This is a genomic window from Corynebacterium sp. LK2537, assembly GCF_040946485.1.
GTDB lineage: Bacteria > Actinomycetota > Actinomycetes > Mycobacteriales > Mycobacteriaceae > Corynebacterium.
In genome coordinates, this window is sequence record NZ_JAYWLQ010000001.1 from 21089 (window position 1) to 40496 (window position 19408).

Consider the following 19408-nt stretch of genomic DNA (forward strand, 5'->3'; position numbering starts at 1 on the left):
CGCGGTGACAGCGAAGCTCTGTCTTAGGGGAGAGGGGCTGTTTTAGGTGAACAGGCCCCAGACCGCGGCGGAGATGGTGATGATACCGAGGACCACCACGAACCAGTTGGTCCAGCGGCCACGGAAGCGCTTGAGGGCGTCGATGCGGTAGATGGCCCAGATGGGCATCAGGTAGAGGATAGCCGCGATGAACGGGCCGCCGATGCTCTCGATAAGGCCCAGGATGTCCGGGTTCAGCACGGCCGCAATCCACGTGGTGACGAAAATGAGCGCGTAAGCGATGTTGGTGATTTGCTGGTGCGTGGTGCGCTCGGCCAGGGACGGCGAGATCTTCTTGAGGATGTAGCGCGCGCCCTCCGTCGTACCCAGCACGTGGCCGAAGTAGGAGGAAATAATCGCGAGGATGGCGATGACCGGGGAGAGGTAGGCCAGCACCGGCACACCGGAGATATTCGCCAGGTAGGACAGCACCGGGATGTTCTGCTCGCGGGCCTCCTGCAGGCCGTCGGCGCCCAGGGCCAGGGTGCAGGACCAGACGAAGAACATGGTGAACACGGTCAGCATCAGGGCAGTGGCCAGCAGGACCTTGGAGGCGTTCTCGTGGGACTTGATGCCCCACTGACGCTGCATGGCCAGGGAGAACTGGGAAATGGCCGGGGAGTGGTTAAAGGAGAAAACCAGCACCGGCAGAATCATGATGATGCCGCCGATAAGCGCCAGCGAGTTGCCGGAGTCGACCTCCATGAAGCTTTGCAGGTCCCACTGCGGAATGAGGTAAATCGACACGCCCGCCAGGCACAGGATGAGCGGGTAGACGATGAACTGGGTCAGGTACAGCATGAGCTTCTCGGAGAAGGCGAAGACCAGGGTCATCGCGCCAATGAGAAGGAAGGACAGCAGCACGCGGTTGATCTGCGGCCCGTTGAACTGGTTGACGATGAACGAGTCCACCGTGTTGGTAATGGATACGCCGTAGATCAGCACGATCGGGTAGATCGCGAAGAAATACAGCACGGAAATAACCAGCCCGATCTTCTTGCCGAAGTAGTCCGTGACGACGACCGTGATGTCCTCGCCTTGGCGCGGGGAGACGCACATGATGCGGGCGAGCGCGCGGTGGGACAGGTAGGTCATGGGTGCGATGAGGATGGTCGCAATCAGCAGTGGCCAGAAGCCGAAGCTGCCCGCGTTAATCGGCAGGAAGAGGATGCCCGCGCCTACGGCGGTGCCGAAGAGCGAAAAAGCCCAGCTAGTGTTGACGGTCCGGCCGGATGCCTGGGCCGGGGCAGAAGAGGTCATGAATAGATCTCCTTGTAGGGGAGGTAAAACGGTGCAAAACGACATCAGCAGCGTAGGAGCCAATACCTTGGGAATTACGCTAACACTTGGGAATGGGCGTGTTTGGTCTTTGGAAACAGAAGGAAACTCACCCCTCAATTTGGGGGTAAATAATGTCAAGCTTTCCGAGTTCGGCAACCGCCCGTAGCCAGGGCTACACCCGAGGGTTAGGTGCAATTTCGGGCCGACAGTTATGAATTTGTTGCGGCGCACGGTGGGCGAGAGCCAAAGAAGTCTGTACGATCGGTAGCGGCCGGTCAAACGGTCCAGATAAGTGAAAATTTAAGCAGTCGAGATACTCGAAACTATTAGGAGTAAATACAATGGGTTTTATGGACAAGGCTAAGGACGCACTGAACTCTGACAAGGGCAAGGAAGCTACCTCCCAGGGCCTGAACAAGGCAGAGGACTTCGCCAAGGACAAGCTGGGCGAGGACAAGTCCGACCAGATCTCCGACGTCCGCGGCAAGGTCGAGGATCGCCTGGGCACCGGCAACGACGAGCAGAAGGGTGAGGACGAGAAGTAAATCGTCTCGCTCAACAACCGCCGTGGCAACGTGGTTCCGCGGCGGTTTTTTCATGCGCAGCCGACATGTTAACTATGTTACTTTTTGCTAACTACTGGGTGGACCCGTGGATTTAACCGCTAGGCTAGAGCTTGTGGCTATGTCTCAGGATTCATCCGAAGTCGCAGCCTTATCGAAGACCGCTATTGTCCGACAGGCGCTGCGAATCACCGCGCACCTCGGCGAAGCTCAGCTCTCGCTCGAGCGAGCGGCCTCCTACGCGGGCGTGGATCCTGCCACGGCGCAAGCGATCTTCCAGGACACCCCGGGGCTCATTCGCGAGCTCAACGACCACCTCAACTCGCGCCTGCGCGCCCTGTGCACGGAAGAGGACGCGCGGTTGCCAGAAGGAGCGTGCGCGGTCGAGCGACCGCGGGCGAACATGAACTCCTATTTCCGTTTCGGCCAAGAAGAGCCCGCCGGTTTCGCCGCGTTTATCGCCCTGCGCTGGGACGGCGAGCCGGCCATCCAGTTCGAGGAGAGCCCGAACCAGGCCGAGTGGCAGTGGTCCTACGCCGAGATGCTTCGGCGCACCCGCGCGGTATTGGTCGAATACGGCGCGCCCCGCAGCGTCGACTTGTTGAACCGCTATTCTCTGACGGCGCTGGCTGTCGTCCATGGGGCTTCCCACATGTGTGTCTTTGGCGCCGCGCGGCACCTGGCCCCGGCCGGACGCCGGCACACGATGACGCGGGTTTTCGATGTTTTCATCACCGGGCTGGAATACGAGCTCGACGGCCACACGCAGTGCTGCATCGAACCGGTTAATTTCCGTCCCTCCCAAGCTTTTTCCCCGGTGCCACCGGCCCGCCAGTTGCCGCGATCGACCGACCAGGAAAGGACTGTAGCGCGTTACCGCGGCGGGGTCGAACTGTTGGCGGCGTCCACCACGTTTGACGTCTCCATCGAAGAGGCCGCCGAACAGGCGGGTCTCGATCCGGCCGAGGCGCGCCGGCTCGTCGACGGCGACAACCGCTTCGACGCCCAGATCGAACGCTTCCTGGACCACCAGTGCCGCGAGGCAACAGAGGTATTCCTGAGCAATCTCCGCGCGGACGCCAGCCCCTTCAACCGCATCAAAGCCCTGGGCGCCGGCTACTTGGGCCTCGCGCTGTCGGACCCGGCCGGTTTCCTGGCCATGTCGTGTATCGGCTCCGGCTCCATCATCCCGTCCACCTTCGGGCTGGATGGGAAGGCCGAAAGGCTAGGTCCCACGCTGCGCTTCCTCGTGGAGCAGGTGCGCGACGCCATGCAGGACCACCCCGAAGCGGGAAATACCTGGGCGCTCTACACCTATTCCATGGCGCTGTGGTGCGCGGCCCACGGCATGGCGCACCAGTTCTCGGTCGGTTCCTTCCGGCACTTATCGCTGGAAGAAAAGCTGCGTTCCTCCAGCCACATCATGGATCTGGCGCTCATCGGCGTGGCTAAATCCATCGGCCTCGAAATCCCCGCAACCGCGTGCCATCGGCACGACTAAGAGGGCGCTAACCCGCCGGCCAGAGGGTGCCCACGCGGCTGGTCTGCACGCAGACGGGATCCGCTCCCTCCGGCAGGTCGACCGTGAGCTCGGTCCCGCCGCCAGTGACCTGAACAAAGACTTGGTGGAGCCCGGCGCGCAGCGGCACCTCGGTTCGCTCGCCGCCTAGCGACATCCCCGCGGTGGCCTCCTTGCCGGCCAGGTAGTTCAGCTCCACGACCCACTCGCGGTCCAGCAAGGGGCCGTCCAAGTCCATCGTCAGCTCATGCCCAGAACCCAGCTCCTGCCCGCACTGCTCAATGCCGGCGTGCCCGGCCCCTGGGGCGGGGCCGGGCGTGGTGTTGCGGGCGGGATGGAAATCGGCCGGGACAATATGGCCGTCGCCGCCGACGACACCTGGCTGCTCAGTCCACGCCGCGATGTTTGCACCGGGCAGGATCCTGCTCAGACGGTTGTGCGGGTAGGCGACCGGCAGCAGGACCTGGGTGTCGACCTCTTGGTCGAGCTGCGGGCTGTCACGTCCCGCCAATTCCTGTTCCAGACTGGCGAAGTACTCGCGCGCGGGCTGCTGCGACCACGCCGCCGAATAGGTCAGGGTGCTGGCCACACTCAGGCAGGCCGCGACCGCCCCCAAGGCCAGGAGCATTCTTCCCAGCCCAGTAGCTATCCGCAACCCGGGGAAGGCTAGCGCGGCGGCGATGACGAGGAGGACGCTGGCCTCCGAGAAATGTCGCAGCGTCTGCACGATTTCCAGGGCGGTGTCCTGCCCGCCGCGCCCCAGGCTCACTGCGGCTAGGCAGGCCCCGACGTAGCCGCCGCACAGCAGAAAACCGATAAGGCCGCGGCGGCTGCGGGTGCTAAGCGCCAGGATGATTGCTGCCGCGAGTGCCCCGAGGACAACCATGGCGACCGTGGGAGACGCAAAGGGCGGGCCCGGGTGCCACCTGTCCCAGGACAGGGGCCCACCGGCCGCGGCCGGCAGGAAACCGCGCAAGAAACCGTGCTGCAGGGTCTCTACCAACCCGAGGCTATCGGTGCGGGGGAAGTCCACGCGTAGGGCGTAGACGGCGGCCCAGGCTACGCCGACGCCCAGCGAGGGAAGAATACTGCGCCGGCACCCCAGGAGGAACCAGAAGGCCGCGAGGAAGGGGAGGGCCAGTAGCATGCGCTCGCTGAACAAACAGCCGACCAACACACAGAGTGCCGCGGCCCAGCCGGGCGCCCACGCCGGCCGGCGGCTGTGATCCCCGCCCGCGCGAGCACCGCCGAGCACGCACGCGGTCGCGGCGGCCATCGCCGCTTGCAGCGGGAGGAGGTTGATCGCCGCGGACAGCCAGCTCGTGGCCGGCAGGTTGAGCGGGCACAGGCAATAGAGGACGAAGGCGAGCAAGACCGGCCACCCGCCACGCAAGCGATGGACGAGGTAGCCCACCGCGCCGAGGACCGCGGCGTTGAGCAACCCCAGGACGCAGAGCGCGGCCACCCAATTGAGATCGCCGGCCGCGGCCACCAGCCGCATAATCCCGCGGGCGCCCGGCATCAGGTGCCCGTCGTGGGGCGCAAAAAGGCCGGCCTCCGGAGCCTGCGCCAGGAGGATGAAATCGTCCCAATAGAACCAACCGCGGGCGGCAACGGCCATGCGCACGATCCATCCCAGGATCCCGATGCTCAAAAGAGCCCAGAGCTGGTGGCGGCTAGTACGCATAATGACGGTCATTCTAACCGGCTGCTGTGCTGCCGCCCCGGAACGTGGCCGTCCAGCGGGCAGGAAACTGAGTCAATAATCCCGGCCGACATGACAAAGGCCCGTGCGAAAGCACGGGCCTTTGTGGTGTTTGTCGGACTAACAGGATTTGAACCTGCGACCCCTACACCCCCAGTGTAGTGCGCTACCAAACTGCGCCATAGTCCGCCGTTGCTTGTTGCAACGTTGACTAAGGTTACAACAGTGTCATTGCGCTAGTCGAATCGCCTGCACATCCGGGGTGGGCGCTGGGCAAGCTCGCGGGCCTAGTTACCGCTGGAGTATATCCAGCGCCCGTTCTGGCGGCTAAAGCTGGAGCGTTCGCGCTGCTTGCCGGTGGCCGCGCCCTTGTAGAAAGCCTCGAATTCGACGACCCCGTGATCGTCCAAGGGACCGCCGGCCACGGTGTCCAGAATGTCCAGCCGATAGAAGCGGATGGAATCATCGGCGAGGTTGAGTTCGCTGGGGCGGGTGAAAGGATCCCAGGTGGCCAGCAGGTAATCCTCGTTGCCGGTGACGAAGGCGCTAAACCTAGATCGCATGAGGGTCTCCGCGGTCGGCGCCGGCTTACCAGCGTGGTACTGCCCGCAGCATTCGCCGAAAGTCAGCCCGGTGCCGCAGGGGCAGCGGGCGTCGTCGGCTAGGGGACGGTGAAGGCTCACTTGTCCTCATCCACCAATCGGGCGTTGCCGATGAGTTTAAGGATCTCCGCCTGGCGGGCGGCGGCCAGCAGCGCCTTCTCCTGGCCGGCGTCCAAGTCGCCGAGAAGCTTGATGGAGCGGGTGAAGGTCGCCCCCTCGCCCTGGGTGACGGTCACGTGGACATCGTCGAGCTTCATGCCGCGGGCCGCGGCCTTGATGGCCTGGGCTGTGCCGGCGGCGACGGCGGACATCAGCAGGCCCTCCGGGGTAAAGCCCTGGCCCTTGCCGCCGTCGGCCTTGAGACGGTCGGAGGTCACGGAGCGCTCGTTGTGGCGCACGACCACGCCCATCTTCGTGCCGTAGGCCAGGTGTGCTTCGGCGGCATCGGCGGCCACGACTGGAGGCTGGTTATCCGGCACGATGAACTGTTCTGCCCACGCGCCGATGAGATCGGCGGCGCGCTGGGCGGCCCCCTGCTTGGTGATGAGGTGGTCGGCCTTGTCGAGGGCAACCAGGGACTTCGGGTAGCGGGTCACGCGGAAGATGTTCTGGGCGTTGTCGATGCCGACGGTCTGGTCGATGGGCGAGTGCAGCACCATGAGCGGCTTGCGCAGCTTGCTCAGGTAGTCGACCGGATTGGTCTCCGCGAGGTCCTCGAGGAAGCCGCGGGAGATCGTCAGCGTGCGCCCGCCCAGCACGACGTCGACGGCCCCGTTGGCGTCGACCTCACCGATCTTGTCGGCATAGTGGAGGACCGAGTGGGCGGGATCGAAAGGCGCGCCGATGGTGGCGACGGCGCGCAGGGACGGGATACCGGTGGCGGCAGCCGCCAGGGAGGCCGCCCCGCCGAGGGAGTGGCCCATGAGCAGTTGCGGGGCGTGGTAGTTTTCCGCCAACCATTCCGCCGCGGCCTGGATATCGGCGACGTTCTGGTGGAACGTGGTATCCGCGAAAGCGCCTTCCGACTGGCCTAGGCCGGGGAAATCGAAGCGCAGGGTGGCGATTCCGAAGTCGGTGAGCTTCTTGGAGGTGCGGGACGCGCCCGGGGTGTGGCGCGAGCCGGCGAAGCAATGGGCAAAGATGGCGAAGGCTTCCGGCGGGGTGTCGGGGAAGTCTATAGTCCCGGCCATCTTCAGGCCGGTGGACGACGGTAAGGTGACGTTCACTGATTGCATGCCTATAAGGATAACGAGGCGACTGCGCACGAGCTACTGCGGGTTTATTAGAGTTGAAGGGACCGACGTTCGAGGAGGATGCCACAAGACCATGGGCGCATTTGATTGGTTCTGGAAAGCGATGGGCGCGCAGTCTGAGCGCAACGATAAAAAGTCGAAGGCGGTAGTAACGAGCGCGGAAGATTCCGTCGCCTCGCTGCGCGAGCTGGACGACGCGGCGGTGGCACAGGCCGGCCGCGACGCCATCCGCGGTGGGGAAGTAGCCGACAAGCCGGCCTTCCTGGCCGCGCTTGCCGTAGCCGCCGAGCGCCGCCTGGGCATGTCTCCTTTTAACGTCCAGTCCCAGGCCGTGCTGCGCCTGCTGGAAGGCGACGTCATCCAGATGGCCACCGGCGAGGGCAAGACCCTGGTGGGTGCCATGGCCGCCACCGGCTTCGCGCTGACCGGCAAGCGCGTGCACGTGGTCACCGTGAACAACTACCTGGCCGGCCGCGACGCCGAGTGGATGCGCCCGCTCGTCGAGTTCTTCGGCCTTTCGGTGGCGCCGGTGACCGAGAAGATGACCTCTGACGAGCGCCGCGCCGCCTATCGCAGCGACGTCATTTATGCCCCGGTCAATGAGCTCGGCTTCGACGTGCTGCGCGACAACCAGATCACCGAACGCGAGCAGACGGTCCAGGCCCGCCCGGACGTCGCGCTCGTGGACGAGGCGGACTCCGTGCTGGTCGACGAGGCCCTGGTCCCGCTGGTGCTGGCCGGTTCCGAGCCGGGGCAGGCCCCGACCGGGCAGATCACCGACGTGGTCGGGCACCTGACCGAGAACAAGGACTATATCGTCGCTGAGGACGGCCGCACGGTCTCCCTGACCGACGAAGGGGCCCAGCGCGTCGAGAAAGCCCTGGGGATCGACTCGCTGTATTCGGAAGACAACATCGGCACCATCCTGGTCAAGGTCAACCTGGCGCTGCACGCCAAGGCGCTGCTCATCCGCGACATCCACTACCTGGTGGCCGACGGGCAGCTGCAGCTTATCGATGCCTCCCGCGGCCGCGTCGCCGATCTCCAGCGGTGGCCGGACGGCCTGCAGGCCGCGGTCGAGGCCAAGGAGGGCCTCGAGGTCTCCGAGGGCGGGCGCATCCTCGACACCATCACGCTGCAGGAGCTCATGCGTCGCTACCCGACGGTCTGCGGCATGACCGGCACGGCGGTCGAGGCCACCGACCAGCTGCGGCAGTTCTACGACCTGCGGGTCTCGGTCATCGACCGGAACAAGCCGTTGATCCGGGAGGACGAGCCCGATCGCATCTACTCGACCATCGCGGAAAAGAACCGCGCCATCGTCGGCGAAATCCAGCGCCTCCACTCCGCCGGCCAGCCGATCCTGGTCGGCACCCACGACGTCGCCGAATCGGAGGCGCTCGCCGCGGCCTTGGAGGAGCTGGGCATCCCGGTCAACGTCCTCAACGCGAAGAACGACGCGGAGGAAGCCCGGATCATCGCCGAGGCCGGCGAACGCGGCCGGGTGACCGTGTCCACCCAGATGGCCGGGCGCGGTACGGATATCCGCCTGGGCGGGGCGGACGAGGCCGACCACGACGCGGTCAGCGAGCTGGGTGGCCTAGCCGTCATCGGCACCTCGCGGCACCGCAGCTCCCGCCTGGACAACCAGCTGCGCGGCCGCGCCGGCCGCCAAGGAGACCCGGGCCGCAGCGTCATCTTCGTCTCGCTCGAGGACGACGTGGTCCGCCAGGGCGGCGAGGACGAGTCCTTGTCGGCCCGCCCGGATGCGGACGGACGCATCGAGTCCAAGCGGGTACGCGATTTCGTGGCCCACTGCCAGCGCGTGACCGAGGCGCAGCTGCTAGAAATCCACGCCCAGACCTGGAAGTACAACCAGCTGCTGGCCGACCAGCGCATCATCATCGACGAGCGCCGCGCAAAGTTGCTGGACACCCCGCAGGCCTGGGAGGAGCTTGCCCAGCGGGCGCCGGAACGGGCCGCGGAGCTTTCCGAGGCCGGCGTGAGCGAGGCGGCTCGCGTGCGGGCGGCCCGGGAGATCATGCTCTACCACCTGGATCTCGGCTGGGCGGACCACCTGGAGCACCTCGACGACGTGCGCGAGTCGATCCACCTGCGCGCGATTGCCCGCGAGACGCCCATCGATGAGTACCACCGCATCGCCGTGCGGGAATTCAAGGACCTCGCGCAGCGGGCTGTCGAGCAGGCAGTCGAGACATTCCGCACAGTCCCGGTCGACGAGGCCGGGGCGCACCTAGCGGACGCGGGTCTGGCACGCCCGAGTGCCACCTGGACATATATGGTCTCGGATAACCCCCTCGCGGGGGCAGGCAACTCCGCCTTGAGCAGCATAGGTAATCTGTTTAGGTAGAAGGCCGCTCGCGCGCCGCGCGAAGTCGCTATTATTGGAATAGTTAATTGAGAGCCACCAACCGGAGGTAAAACAATGAGTGAGAACAACGGCACCTCGGAGCCGCAGGTCGAGACTACCTCGGTCTTCCGCGCTGACCTGCTGAAGGAAATGGAAAACGGCGCGGCGGCAACCTCGGAATCCGGCGCCACCGGCGCGGACCAGCTGCCCGAGGGCCAGGCCTTGTTGGTGGTTAAGCGCGGGCCGAACGCGGGCGCCCGCTTCCTGCTGGACCAGGACACCACGACCGCCGGCCGCCACCCGGAGGCCGACATCTTCCTGGACGACGTCACGGTCTCCCGTAAGCACGCCGAGTTCCGCAAGCAGGACGGCCAGTTCGAGGTCGTCGACGTGGGATCGCTTAACGGCACCTACGTCAACCGCGAGCCGCGCAACAGCCAGGTGCTCGAGGTAGGCGACGAGATCCAGATCGGCAAGTTCCGCCTAGTTTTCATTGCTAACCAGGACTAGTACCCGGACCACCGTCGGGACTCAGTCCACACCGCGCAGGCGTTAGGCTCCCGGGCCACAGCCAGGGAGCTTCCGCAGCGCCGGCTTGTAGTGTCACGCGGAGCGGACCGCTCCCGTGGCCCAGAAGACGGCTGCGAACGCGCGGTATCAACCGTTTGTTTTAGGGAATTGGCGAGTAAGGCACAGTGAGCGCAGTACCAAAGAAGACCCAAGCAGCAGGGCAAGCTGCCAAGAAGGCGAAGACCATGTCCATCGGCGTGGTCCTGGGGAAGTTGAACCAGGAATTCCCCGAGGTCACCGTCTCCAAGATCCGTTTCTTGGAGGCAGAGGGACTTATCACGCCGCAGCGTACTGCGTCCGGCTACCGGCGCTTCACCAATGACGACGTGGAACGCCTGCGTTACATCCTGACCACGCAGCGCGACAACTACACCCCGCTGAAGGTCATCCGCCAGCAGCTCGAAGCCATGGACTCGGGCGAGGTCACCGCGATCGTCAGCGCGGGCCAGACCGAGACCCTCGTCAGCCCGGACAAGTTCCGCGCCCCGGTTGTTACCCGTCTGACCGACGGGGACGTGGCCTCGCAGGCCGGCTCCGATCAGAAGACAGTGGCTCACCTGGTCAAGCTGGGCCTGCTCGCGCCGGACGAGTCCGGCTATTTCACGGCTGACGATGTCGCGGTGGTCCAATCGGTCGAGGCGCTGCGCGCCTTCGGCCTCGACGACCGCCAGTTCAAGAGCCTGCGCAACAATGCCCGTCGCCAGGCCGATCTGATCTCCCAGGTCACTAGCCCGGTGGCCAACTCGAAATCGGACACCGCTAAGCTGCGGGCGGAAGAAATGTCGCAGCAGATGACCGCGCTGGTGGTTTCCCTGCATGCCACCTTGGTAAAAACGGATCTGCGCAAAGAGTTTTAGTCGATCGGCGCCGCGGGATTCGCGGCGTGCGGACAAGGAGGACGCGTGGCCCGGATAGCCCTAGAGTTTTTGGGCATACACATGCTCGAGCCGGAGGAATTCCTCTGTGCTCTGTTCCGCTGGAACGCGGGGGAGCGGGTCGTGCCGGTGTGGATGTCGCCGATTGATGGCGCCCGCGTGGCCGCGCACCTGGCCGGGGCGCAGAGCCGCCGGCCGGATACCCATGAGCTTCTCATCGAAGTCCTGAATGAACAGGGCGGCCTGGAATCTGCGGTGGTGACTAGCTACCACGAGGGCGTATTCATCGTGGAGCTGACTACCGGCGACGGCGCGGTGCTGGACTCGCGCATGTCGGACGCGCTCATTTTGGCCGACCACTTCGACGTTCCCATTGAGATCGAGGAAGAAGAGCTTAACCAGGTCGCAGTATTTGTGTCCGCCGAGGACCTGCATCACTACGTGGGGGTGGAGGAGACTACCCCCGGCGGCTCGACCTCGGAAAACTTTGACGAAGCCTCGGACGGGCCGGATTCGGCCTCCGGTGACGCCCAAGCCGACGCCGATTTTTCCGCGATGATGCAGCAGCTCGGCATGACGGAGGACGATTTCCGCGCCCTGGATCCGGACGACTTTATCGAGCCGGGTAGGGATTCCGCCGGTGAGAGCTCCGAAACCAGTGGGAATACTGGTGTAGGTGAGACTGAAGATACTGATGTGACTCGTGATGAAGAGGATGGCGAAGGAAACAGCGGTTCTTAAGTAACTGATGTGAAATAGGGTGCTCCCGAGTTAAGGGAACGTCTAAAGTTAAACTCGAGGTTTAAGTTTCGGCGTGTTACGCCAGATAACGCTTGACTCTTGCCTAGGCTTGACTTTAAATAAAGCATTAGGGCTTCCCCCAAACTTCAATGGAGTAATTACGTGAGCATCGAAGAAGACATCTACGCACACGAGGACAACGGAACTTACGTTCAGGAGTCCCTGTTCGACCTCGGCCCCGACGAGCAGGTCGGCTACCGCGTGCCAATTGCCTGCCAGGTCGCCGGCATCACCTACCGCCAGCTCGACTACTGGGCACGCACCAACCTGGTCAACCCGTCCATCCGCACCGCCCGCGGTTCGGGCTCCCAGCGCCTGTATTCCTTCCGGGACGTGCTGGTCCTCAAGATCGTCAAGCGCCTGCTGGACACCGGCATCTCCCTGCAGAACATCCGCCTGGCCGTGGATTCCCTCCGCGACCGCGGCGTCAACGACCTGGCGGAGCTGACCTTGGTCTCCGACGGCAAGACCGTCTACGAGTGCCGCTCTAACGACGAGGTCATCGACCTGCTCTCCGGCGGCCAGGGCGTCTTCGGCATCGCCGTCCCGGGCATCATGAAGGAGCTGTCCGGCACCATCTCCTCCTTCCCGTCCGAGCGCATCGACGTCGAAGACAACGTCGTCGGACTCGACGAGCTGGCCGCCCGCCGCCAGCGCAAGTCCTCCTAAGAAGCTCTCCTAGCCCGGCTTCATCCGGGCCACTCACTTGGCTCCCCAGCCGTCGCTCACGCGGCCGGGGAGCCTTTTGGCGTGTGCATAGAGGAATAAAGCCCCCGCCCGCCGGTAAGGCGGGGGAGGCTGCAAGTGGCAAGCGGGGAAGCGTGTTTAGTCTAAGCGCCTCGGCAGGGCGCTCGCGCTGGCTATTTCACGCCGGCGGCCGTGCCGATGGCTCGGTTGACGGCGTTGGCGTCGTCGGCGCGGTCGACCTTTTCGAAGTAGTCGGCGGCGTCTTCCAAGGCCTTATCGACCTCGCCGTCGCCCAGGTGCACCACGGAAATCTCCACGTTGCTGTCCTTGGCGGAGGCCAACTGGCTGGCGAAGTCCTCGTCGGCCAGCGCGTCGTCGGTGCCGGTGGTCACCAGCACGACGCGGGCGGGCGCATTGGATTCGCGGGCATAGTCGGCGGCGTTGTTCGCCGCGGCGACGATGGCGCTGCGGGTCTGCGGCACGCCGCCGGTGCCGAAGTTGTTGACCACGCTAGCGGTCTCGCCGGCGTCGCTAAAGCCCAAGTTCTGGCGGTATCCGACGGTAGCCGTGGCGGAAATCGGGGAGGAGTAGTTCCACAGGGACACGGCCTTGTCCTCGCCACCGACGCCCTCGGCGGCCCCGGCCACGCCGCCCGCCGCAGCGTCGAAGTACGGGGCCATCTGATCCGAGGTATCCAGCAGGAAGAGCGTGGCCTCCGGAGCATCCGGGGCAGTGGCGCCGGCGGCCGCGGCGGTGGACGCGGCCGCGCTTTCCGAAGCGGGCGCGGAGGATTCCGCGGAGCTTGGAGCCTCGCTGGCCGCGGAGGACTCAGAGGCGGCCGGCTCGTCGGTGGCGGTCTCCTCGGCGGCCTGGGTAGTTTCCTGAGCGGCCGTATCGGTCCCGTCGCCGGTGTCGTCGTTGCCGGTGAACAGGTAAAGAAGCAGGCCTAGCACCACCAAAATGACTAGGACAATGACGGCGATGAGCCATCCGGTGATAGCGAAGTTGTTCTTGTCGTTGGCATGACGGGCCATTTCGTCTTCCTCACTTGTGGTGCTTGCGGGGCCACGACGCTCAGTCCGCAGGACCAAGCGTGCTTAGCTGCCCAGTCTAGTGGCTTGGGCCTGCTCAATGAGTCCGACAAGCCGCTGGCGGATGGGTTCGGCCCGCTGGGCCAGCGCCCGCTGCCGGTGCACGTATTCTGCCTTGCCTTCCGGGGTCTCGATGGCGACGACGCCAAAACCCCAGGAACGGCAGTCGTACGGCGAGGCCTCCATGTCCAGCACGCGGGCATCGACGGCCAGATCTAGCGCGTCCAAGAAGACCTCCCCGGGGACGAGGGGCCCGAGCTTCCACGCCCACTTGTAGAGGTCCATCGTCACGTGCACGCAGCCGGCCTGGTCGTTGTTCGGCTGCTCCTGCCGGTTCAGCGGCCGGATGTTGAGCGGCCGGGCCGGGGGAGTAAAGAAGCGGAAGGCGTCGTAGTGGTTGCATTTGAGCCGGTGGGACTCCACCACCGCATTGGTGCCGTCGGCGCCCAAGCGCAGGGGCAAATCGTGCCGCGGGGAATCGGTGCGGTAGACCATCGCCCACTCGTGGAGGCCGAAGCAGTCGAAATTGACTGGGTTGCGCGCCGACTGAGTAAGCAGGCGGTGGATATAGGACACGGAGTCGCCCCGGCGGGCCCAGAACGCCTCGAGATTAAGCCCGACCGTACCCTCCGCGTCGCGGTGATAATCCCGCCATTCGGCGTGGGGCGGGTGGCCGGCCAACCGGGTACCCACCCCGGGATGCCAGGCCCGCAGGTGGCTGGGGCGGACCGGATAGTACTGGAAAAGGAAGTCGTAGACCGGATGGTAACTGCCCGGGTGGCGGAACCGCGCCATACGGTCATCCGCCCGTGCCTCATGGGCAGCGAGTAGTTCCTGCCACTGTTGCGGGGCAAGGACTTCGGCCATGGTCTACTTCCTCCTCGGGTTCTTCCTATCGGCGCCGGTGCGCTTGTTCGTCCGGGTGGAGCCGGCGGCCGTCTTCCGGCCCCGGCTGCCGCTGCCGCGGCGCGGGCGCGGCTTCTTGGTGCCGGGCTGGCGCTCAGCGGAGCTCTTGCGGGCCTTGCCCGAGCCTGCCTGCGGCTGCTGACCCGGCGGGGGCAGGGGAGTCCCAGGCGGGTTGGTGGCCCCGGTGACCTCTACCAGGCGCGGGTCGTGGGCGGGATCCGCGGAGTCGGAGAGATCGATGACCGTGGCGTCCACCCCGGCCTTGCGGAGCAGCTGGGTGATTTCGTCGCGCTGCTGCTCCATGCCCAGGGTGACCACGGTACCGGACTCGCCGCCGCGAGCGGTGCGCCCGGCCCGGTGGAGATAGGCCTTGTGCTCGGCGGGCGGATCGACGTGGACTACCAAGGATACGCCGCTGATGTCGATGCCCCGGGCGGCGATGTCGGTGGCCACCAGCACCGGCACGCTGCCGTCGCGGAAGCCCTCGATGGCGCGGGTGCGCGCGCCCTGGCCCTTGTCACCGTGCAGCGGCTGGGCGTTGATCCCGTTGCGGCGCAGCTTCTTGGTCTGGCGGTCCACGCCGTGCTTGGTGCGCATGAACATGATGGTCTTGCCGGCGCGGGCGGCGATGGTCAGGACCACGTCGTTGCGCTGGGGCCGATCGCCCACGTAAAAGGCGTAGTGCTCCATGGTGTCGACGGCGGCTTCCACCGGCGCGGTGGAGTGCTCAACCGGCGAATCTAGGAAGGTGTTGACGACTTCTTCGACGGCGGCGTCCAGGGTGGCCGAAAACAGGAGGCGCTGCCCGTCCGCCGGGGTCAGGGCTAGGAGCTTTTTCACCTGCGGCAAAAAGCCCATGTCGGCCATCTGATCGGCCTCGTCCAGCGTGGTGATCTCCACCTGGGACAGATCCAGGTAGCCCTGGTTGATGAGGTCTTGGGCGCGACCCGGGGTGGCGACCAAGACGTCGACGGGGCGGGCTAGCTGCCGGATGTGGTTGTTGATGTTGACGCCGCCGACCACGGCGAGGGTGCGGAGGTTGAGGCTGGCCGCCAGGCCGTCGAGGCGCTCCTGGATCTGGGTGGCCAGCTCCCGGGTCGGCGCTAGGATGAGCCCGCGGGGCTTGCCCGGGCGCGAGACGCCCTTGCCGCCCAGGCGGGCCAGCATCGGCAGCCCGAAGCCCAGGGTCTTGCCGGAGCCGGTCGGGGCGCGCCCTAGCAGGTCCTTGCCCGCTAGTACGTCGGGGATGGTGGCCGACTGGATAGGGAAGGGGCTGTCCATCCCCTGCTGGGCCAGGGTGTCGACGAGGGCGCGAGGTAAGCCGAGATCGGCGAAAGTAGTCATAAGGTGCTTTAGTCTAGCACCGCATGACTAAAAGACGACTAGTCCCACTGGCTCAGGCTGCGGTCACCGGACCACTCGAGGTGGTAGGTGCCCGGCTTGTCGGTGCGCTGGAAGGTGTGGGCGCCGAAGTAGTCGCGCTGGCCCTGAATCAGGGCGGCTGGTAGGCGCTCGGCGCGCAGGGAGTCGTAGTAGGACAGCGAGGAGGCGAAGACCGGTACCGGCAGGCCCAGCTGGGTCGCGGCGACGACCACTCGGCGCCAAGCGGAGATGAGCTTGCCCAGCTCGTCCTGGAAGTACGGCGCCAGGATGAGCGCCGGCAGCTGCGGGTCGGCGTCGTAGGCCTCGCGGATGCGGTCCAGGAACTTCGCGCGAATGATGCAGCCGCCACGCCAGATGGTGGCCAGGTCCCGCGGGTCGACGTCCCAGTTGTGCTCGGCGGAGCCGGCCTTGATCTCGTCGAAGCCTTGGGAATAGGCGATGAGCTTCGAGGCGTAGAGCGCGCGGCGGACGTCCTCGATGAACTCAGCGCGGTCAAGGTCCAGCGACTCGAAGGTGGCCTCGGTACCGGCCGGCAGCCCCGCGTCCTGGGCGGCGGCGCGCTGCGCGGTGGACGAGGACAGTGCGCGAGCGAAGACGGCCTCGGCGATGCCGGTGATCGGCACGCCCAGCTCCAGACCGTTGATGGCGGTCCAGCGGCCGGTGCCCTTCTGGCCGGCAGCATCCACGATGACGTCGACCAGGGGCTTACCGGTTGCCGGATCGTCCTGGGCCAGGACCTCGGCGGTGATCTCAATCAGGTAGGAATCCAGGTCGCCGGAGTTCCACTCGCGGAAGGTCTCGGCGATTTCGTGCGGGCTCAGCCCGGCGCCGTAGCGCAGCAGCTGGTAGGCCTCGCCGATGACCTGCATGTCGGCGTATTCGATGCCGTTGTGGACCATCTTGACGAAGTGGCCGGCACCATCGGGGCCGATGTGGGTCACGCACGGGGTGCCGTCGACCTCGGCGGCGATGGACTCCAGGATCGGGCCCAGGGTCTCCCAGGACTCGGCCGGCCCACCCGGCATGATGGAGGGGCCGTTCAGGGCGCCCTCCTCGCCGCCGGAGATGCCGGCGCCGACGAAGTGGCGGCCGCGGGCGGCGACTTCCTGCTCACGGCGGATGGTGTCGGTGTAGTTGGCGTTGCCGCCATCGATGATGATGTCGCCGTCATCCATGGCGCTGGCCAGCTGGTCGATGACCGCGTCGGTGGCGGCGCCGGCCTTGACCATGATTATGGCCTTGCGGGGGCGCTCCAAGGAGGCCACGAAGTCTTCAATGGTCTCGGAGGCGATGAAGCTGCCTTCACCCGCGTGCTCGTCCATGAAGGCGCGAGTCTTTTCCGGGCTGCGGTTGAACACGGCCACGGTGTTGCCATTGTGGGCGAAGTTGCGGGCGAGGTTAGACCCCATCACGGCGAGGCCAACGACACCAATCTGGGCGAGATCCTTAGATTCAGTCATGCCGCCTAGATTACCGCATAGACCATCGGCACAGCCGAAAGACTAGATTGGGAAAGCATGAGTGCTAGCGGACAACCCTTAAACCCGACTCACGAGCTAGAACAGCTGCTGTACGGGGCCCACGAAACTGCCCTGGATACCGCCCAGCTGGCCACGATCAACCGGCAGCTGACCGGCCTCGACGCCACCCTGGGGATCACCTACACGGTCATTCGCAACGGCGAGGTGCGCGCCACCATGGCAGTCGATGCCCGTCACCACCAGCCGTGGGGCGTGGCCAACGGGGGCGTGTACGCGTGCTTGACGGAATCGGTCGCCTCGGTGGCCGGCGTGGTCGCCGCGCGCCGGCCCGTCGTCGGCGTCAACAACAACACCGACTTCCTGCGCCCGGCCAGCTCCGGCACGCTGACCGCCACGGCCACGCCGCTGCACCTGGGCCGGCGCACCCAGCTGTGGGGCGTGGACATCTGCGACGAGCAGGGCCGGCTGATGGCCCGCTCCCAGCTGCGGACGATGCCGCTGGGAGGCTAGCGCCCTAGAGCCAGTTGTTGCGGCGGAACCACCAGAACATCAGCGCCACAATCCCGACCATGACCAGCAGCGCGATGGGGTAGCCGTACTCGGTGTGCAGCTCCGGCATGTGGTCGAAGTTCATACCGTAGATACCGGCGACCATCGTGGGCGCGGCGGCCATGCCGACCACGGCGGAGATGGTGCGCATGTCGGAGTTTTGCTGCATGGACACCTTCGCCACCGAGGCATCGATTAGCGAGGTCAGCCGCTCATCGAAGGAGGCGACCTCGTCGCGGACCACCAGCTCGTGGTCGTTGACGTCGCGCAGGTAGGAACGGATCTTTTTGGGGATCAGGTCCTTGTGGTCGTTGACCATGGCCTGCAGGGCCGTCGACAGCGGCGCGACGGCGTGCTTCATCTCCAGGATCTCGCGCTTGAACATGTAGATGCGGTCGATGTTGAACTGCGCGCCCGGGGTGAAGACCTCCTCCTCGACCTCATCGACCTCGGTCTCGAGCAGGGTAGTGATCTCCTTGTAGCGGTCGACCATCATGTCCAGGACCTTCCAGGCCAGCGCGATGGGGCCGAGCTCGACCAGGTCCTGCTCGTCGTTGATGCAGTGGGCCAGGTTGGGCAGCTTCGCACCGTGGCGGACGGTGATGAGGAATTCGTAGGCGACGATCATCTGGATCTCGCCGGTGGTAATGATCTGGCGCTTGTCCTTGACCTCGTTGTGGTCGCGGTAATTGACCGAGCGGGCCACCACGAAGAGCTGATCGTCGTAACGCTCCAGCTTGGGGCGCTGGTGGGCCTGGACCGTGTCCTCCACGATCAACTCGTGGATATTGAACTCGCTGGCTACCTGGGTCATCTGGCTTTCGTACGGCTCGTGCATGCCGACCCAGATGAAGCCACGCCCGTATTCGCGGAGGGCTTCTTGCGCTGAGCGCGGGGTGTACTCACCCGGCAGGGCCTCGCCATCGACGAAGACCCGGCAATGCTCGATTGCCTCTTCGACGGGGACCTTGAACTGGGTGACCTCGGGTTGCGACAGCTTTTTCTTGCGGGGCCGAAGCGGGTTGGGCACATTTGCCATGGCGGCCTCCTCCTCGTGGTCGGGCAGTAGTAGCCGCTCTGTGCGGCGAATAAAGTGTAGCGCGAAACCCCGCCCTATAATGAAACCTATGCCTACGTGGAAAGAACTGACGACAGCCAACCCCGCTCATTCCCACAACTACGCGCGGCGTTGGAAGCTGATGGAGGCCCAGGGCAAAGACATCAACGGCGAAGCACGCCTCATTGATGCCATGGCTGAGCGCGAATCCAAGATTCTCGACGCTGGTTGCGGCACCGGCCGCGTCGGCGGCGAGCTGGTCCGCCGCGGCCACGACGTCCTGGGCGTCGACGTCGACCCCGTGCTCATCGAGCACGCGGAGCACGACTTCCCGGAGGGCCGCTGGGCGGTAGGGGACCTCTCCGCCGAGGAGATCCCCGAGTCCGGCTTCGATCTGGCCGTCTCCGCGGGCAACGTCATGGGCTTTCTGGCGCCGGAGGGCCGGGAGCCGGCACTGCGCCACATCTTCGAGGCGCTGCGCCCCGGCGGCCGCCTGGTGACCGGCTTCGGCGCCGGCCGCGGTTGGGAATTCGCCGATTTCATCGCCCAGGCCGAGCAGGTCGGTTTCCGCGTGGACAACCAGTTCAGCTCCTGGGACCTCAAGCCCTTCGGCCCGAACTCGGCCTTCCTGGTCGCCGTCTTGACCCGCCCGGGCGCCGACCTCATCCAGTAGCG

18 protein-coding genes and 1 tRNA gene are annotated in these 19408 nt (G+C 65.5%); 9 read left to right on the plus strand and 10 right to left on the minus strand.

Translation table 11 applies throughout. From position 1 onward, the window contains the following. Positions 1-42 precede the first annotated feature (42 nt). Positions 43-1299, minus strand: coding sequence for a septum formation initiator (locus VVS03_RS00110; protein WP_368519386.1), 1257 nt, complete (start codon positions 1297-1299; stop codon positions 43-45). Between the two features lie 371 nt (positions 1300-1670). On the opposite strand from VVS03_RS00110, the gene VVS03_RS00115 reads away from it, so the two are divergent. Both VVS03_RS00115 and VVS03_RS00120 read left to right on the plus strand, forming a co-directional pair. Next, the gene (locus tag VVS03_RS00115) at positions 1671-1865 is read left to right on the plus strand and encodes an antitoxin (protein ID WP_409338326.1); all 195 of its coding nucleotides are present in this window, start codon (positions 1671-1673) and stop codon (positions 1863-1865) included. A gap of 139 nt (positions 1866-2004) precedes the next feature. Beyond that, on the plus strand, positions 2005-3384 hold the full coding sequence (locus tag VVS03_RS00120; RefSeq protein ID WP_368521126.1) for a TetR-like C-terminal domain-containing protein: 1380 nt from the start codon (positions 2005-2007) through the stop codon (positions 3382-3384). A gap of 7 nt (positions 3385-3391) precedes the next feature. On the opposite strand, the gene VVS03_RS00125 is transcribed toward VVS03_RS00120, so the two are convergent. The 4 genes from VVS03_RS00125 to VVS03_RS00140 form a co-directional block, all read right to left on the minus strand. After that, positions 3392-5089: a hypothetical protein gene (locus tag VVS03_RS00125; protein WP_368521127.1), complete on the minus strand. Its 1698-nt coding sequence runs from the start codon at positions 5087-5089 to the stop codon at positions 3392-3394. 133 nt (positions 5090-5222) lie between these two features. Next, positions 5223-5296: transfer RNA gene (locus tag VVS03_RS00130), tRNA-Pro, on the minus strand. Positions 5297-5394: 98 nt separating this feature from the next. After that, positions 5395-5790 (minus strand): YchJ family protein, encoded by a 396-nt coding sequence (locus VVS03_RS00135; RefSeq protein WP_368519382.1) that lies wholly within the window; start codon positions 5788-5790, stop codon positions 5395-5397. Beyond that, positions 5787-6944: an alpha/beta fold hydrolase gene (locus tag VVS03_RS00140; RefSeq protein WP_368519381.1), complete on the minus strand. Its 1158-nt coding sequence runs from the start codon at positions 6942-6944 to the stop codon at positions 5787-5789. Before VVS03_RS00140 ends, VVS03_RS00135 begins: the two co-directional genes overlap by 4 nt. A gap of 91 nt (positions 6945-7035) precedes the next feature. On the opposite strand from VVS03_RS00140, the gene secA2 reads away from it, so the two are divergent. The 5 genes from secA2 to VVS03_RS00165 all read left to right on the plus strand — a co-directional run bounded on the left by secA2 (position 7036) and on the right by VVS03_RS00165 (position 12248). Beyond that, complete coding sequence (secA2, locus tag VVS03_RS00145; protein ID WP_368521128.1) at positions 7036-9333, plus strand: accessory Sec system translocase SecA2; 2298 nt, start codon at positions 7036-7038, stop codon at positions 9331-9333. 75 nt (positions 9334-9408) lie between these two features. Next, entirely contained in the window at positions 9409-9843 is a 435-nt protein-coding gene (gene odhI / locus VVS03_RS00150) for an oxoglutarate dehydrogenase inhibitor Odhl (RefSeq protein WP_290221697.1), read from the plus strand. A gap of 185 nt (positions 9844-10028) precedes the next feature. Beyond that, on the plus strand, positions 10029-10760 hold the full coding sequence (locus VVS03_RS00155) for a MerR family transcriptional regulator (protein ID WP_368519378.1): 732 nt from the start codon (positions 10029-10031) through the stop codon (positions 10758-10760). A gap of 81 nt (positions 10761-10841) precedes the next feature. After that, the gene (locus tag VVS03_RS00160) at positions 10842-11519 is read left to right on the plus strand and encodes a bifunctional nuclease family protein (protein ID WP_368521737.1); all 678 of its coding nucleotides are present in this window, start codon (positions 10842-10844) and stop codon (positions 11517-11519) included. Between the two features lie 168 nt (positions 11520-11687). Then, the gene (locus VVS03_RS00165; protein ID WP_368519432.1) at positions 11688-12248 is read left to right on the plus strand and encodes a MerR family transcriptional regulator; all 561 of its coding nucleotides are present in this window, start codon (positions 11688-11690) and stop codon (positions 12246-12248) included. A 191-nt stretch (positions 12249-12439) separates the two neighbouring features. On the opposite strand, the gene VVS03_RS00170 is transcribed toward VVS03_RS00165, so the two are convergent. From VVS03_RS00170 to gndA, 4 genes are all read right to left on the minus strand, one after another. Beyond that, positions 12440-13300 (minus strand): VWA domain-containing protein, encoded by an 861-nt coding sequence (locus VVS03_RS00170; RefSeq protein ID WP_368534036.1) that lies wholly within the window; start codon positions 13298-13300, stop codon positions 12440-12442. Positions 13301-13363: 63 nt separating this feature from the next. Then, a complete protein-coding gene (locus VVS03_RS00175) occupies positions 13364-14224 on the minus strand; it encodes a 3-methyladenine DNA glycosylase (protein WP_368519375.1) in 861 nt (286 codons plus the stop codon). Positions 14225-14227: 3 nt separating this feature from the next. After that, on the minus strand, positions 14228-15607 hold the full coding sequence (locus VVS03_RS00180; RefSeq protein WP_368519374.1) for a DEAD/DEAH box helicase: 1380 nt from the start codon (positions 15605-15607) through the stop codon (positions 14228-14230). 38 nt (positions 15608-15645) lie between these two features. Further along, the gene (gndA, locus tag VVS03_RS00185) at positions 15646-17106 is read right to left on the minus strand and encodes an NADP-dependent phosphogluconate dehydrogenase (protein ID WP_368534035.1); all 1461 of its coding nucleotides are present in this window, start codon (positions 17104-17106) and stop codon (positions 15646-15648) included. Between the two features lie 57 nt (positions 17107-17163). Between gndA and VVS03_RS00190 the strand changes: the two genes are divergently transcribed. Beyond that, positions 17164-17637, plus strand: a complete 474-nt coding sequence (locus tag VVS03_RS00190) for a PaaI family thioesterase (RefSeq protein WP_368519372.1) — start codon at positions 17164-17166, stop codon at positions 17635-17637. A 4-nt stretch (positions 17638-17641) separates the two neighbouring features. On the opposite strand, the gene VVS03_RS00195 is transcribed toward VVS03_RS00190, so the two are convergent. Continuing rightward, positions 17642-18715 carry a magnesium and cobalt transport protein CorA gene (locus VVS03_RS00195; protein WP_368534034.1) on the minus strand — a complete coding sequence of 358 codons (1074 nt, stop codon included), beginning with the start codon at positions 18713-18715 and terminating at the stop codon, positions 17642-17644. 88 nt (positions 18716-18803) lie between these two features. Here VVS03_RS00195 and VVS03_RS00200 point away from each other — a divergent pair, with 88 nt between their 5' ends. Next, complete coding sequence (locus VVS03_RS00200) at positions 18804-19406, plus strand: class I SAM-dependent methyltransferase (RefSeq protein ID WP_368534033.1); 603 nt, start codon at positions 18804-18806, stop codon at positions 19404-19406. The last annotated feature ends 2 nt before the right edge of the window (positions 19407-19408 follow it).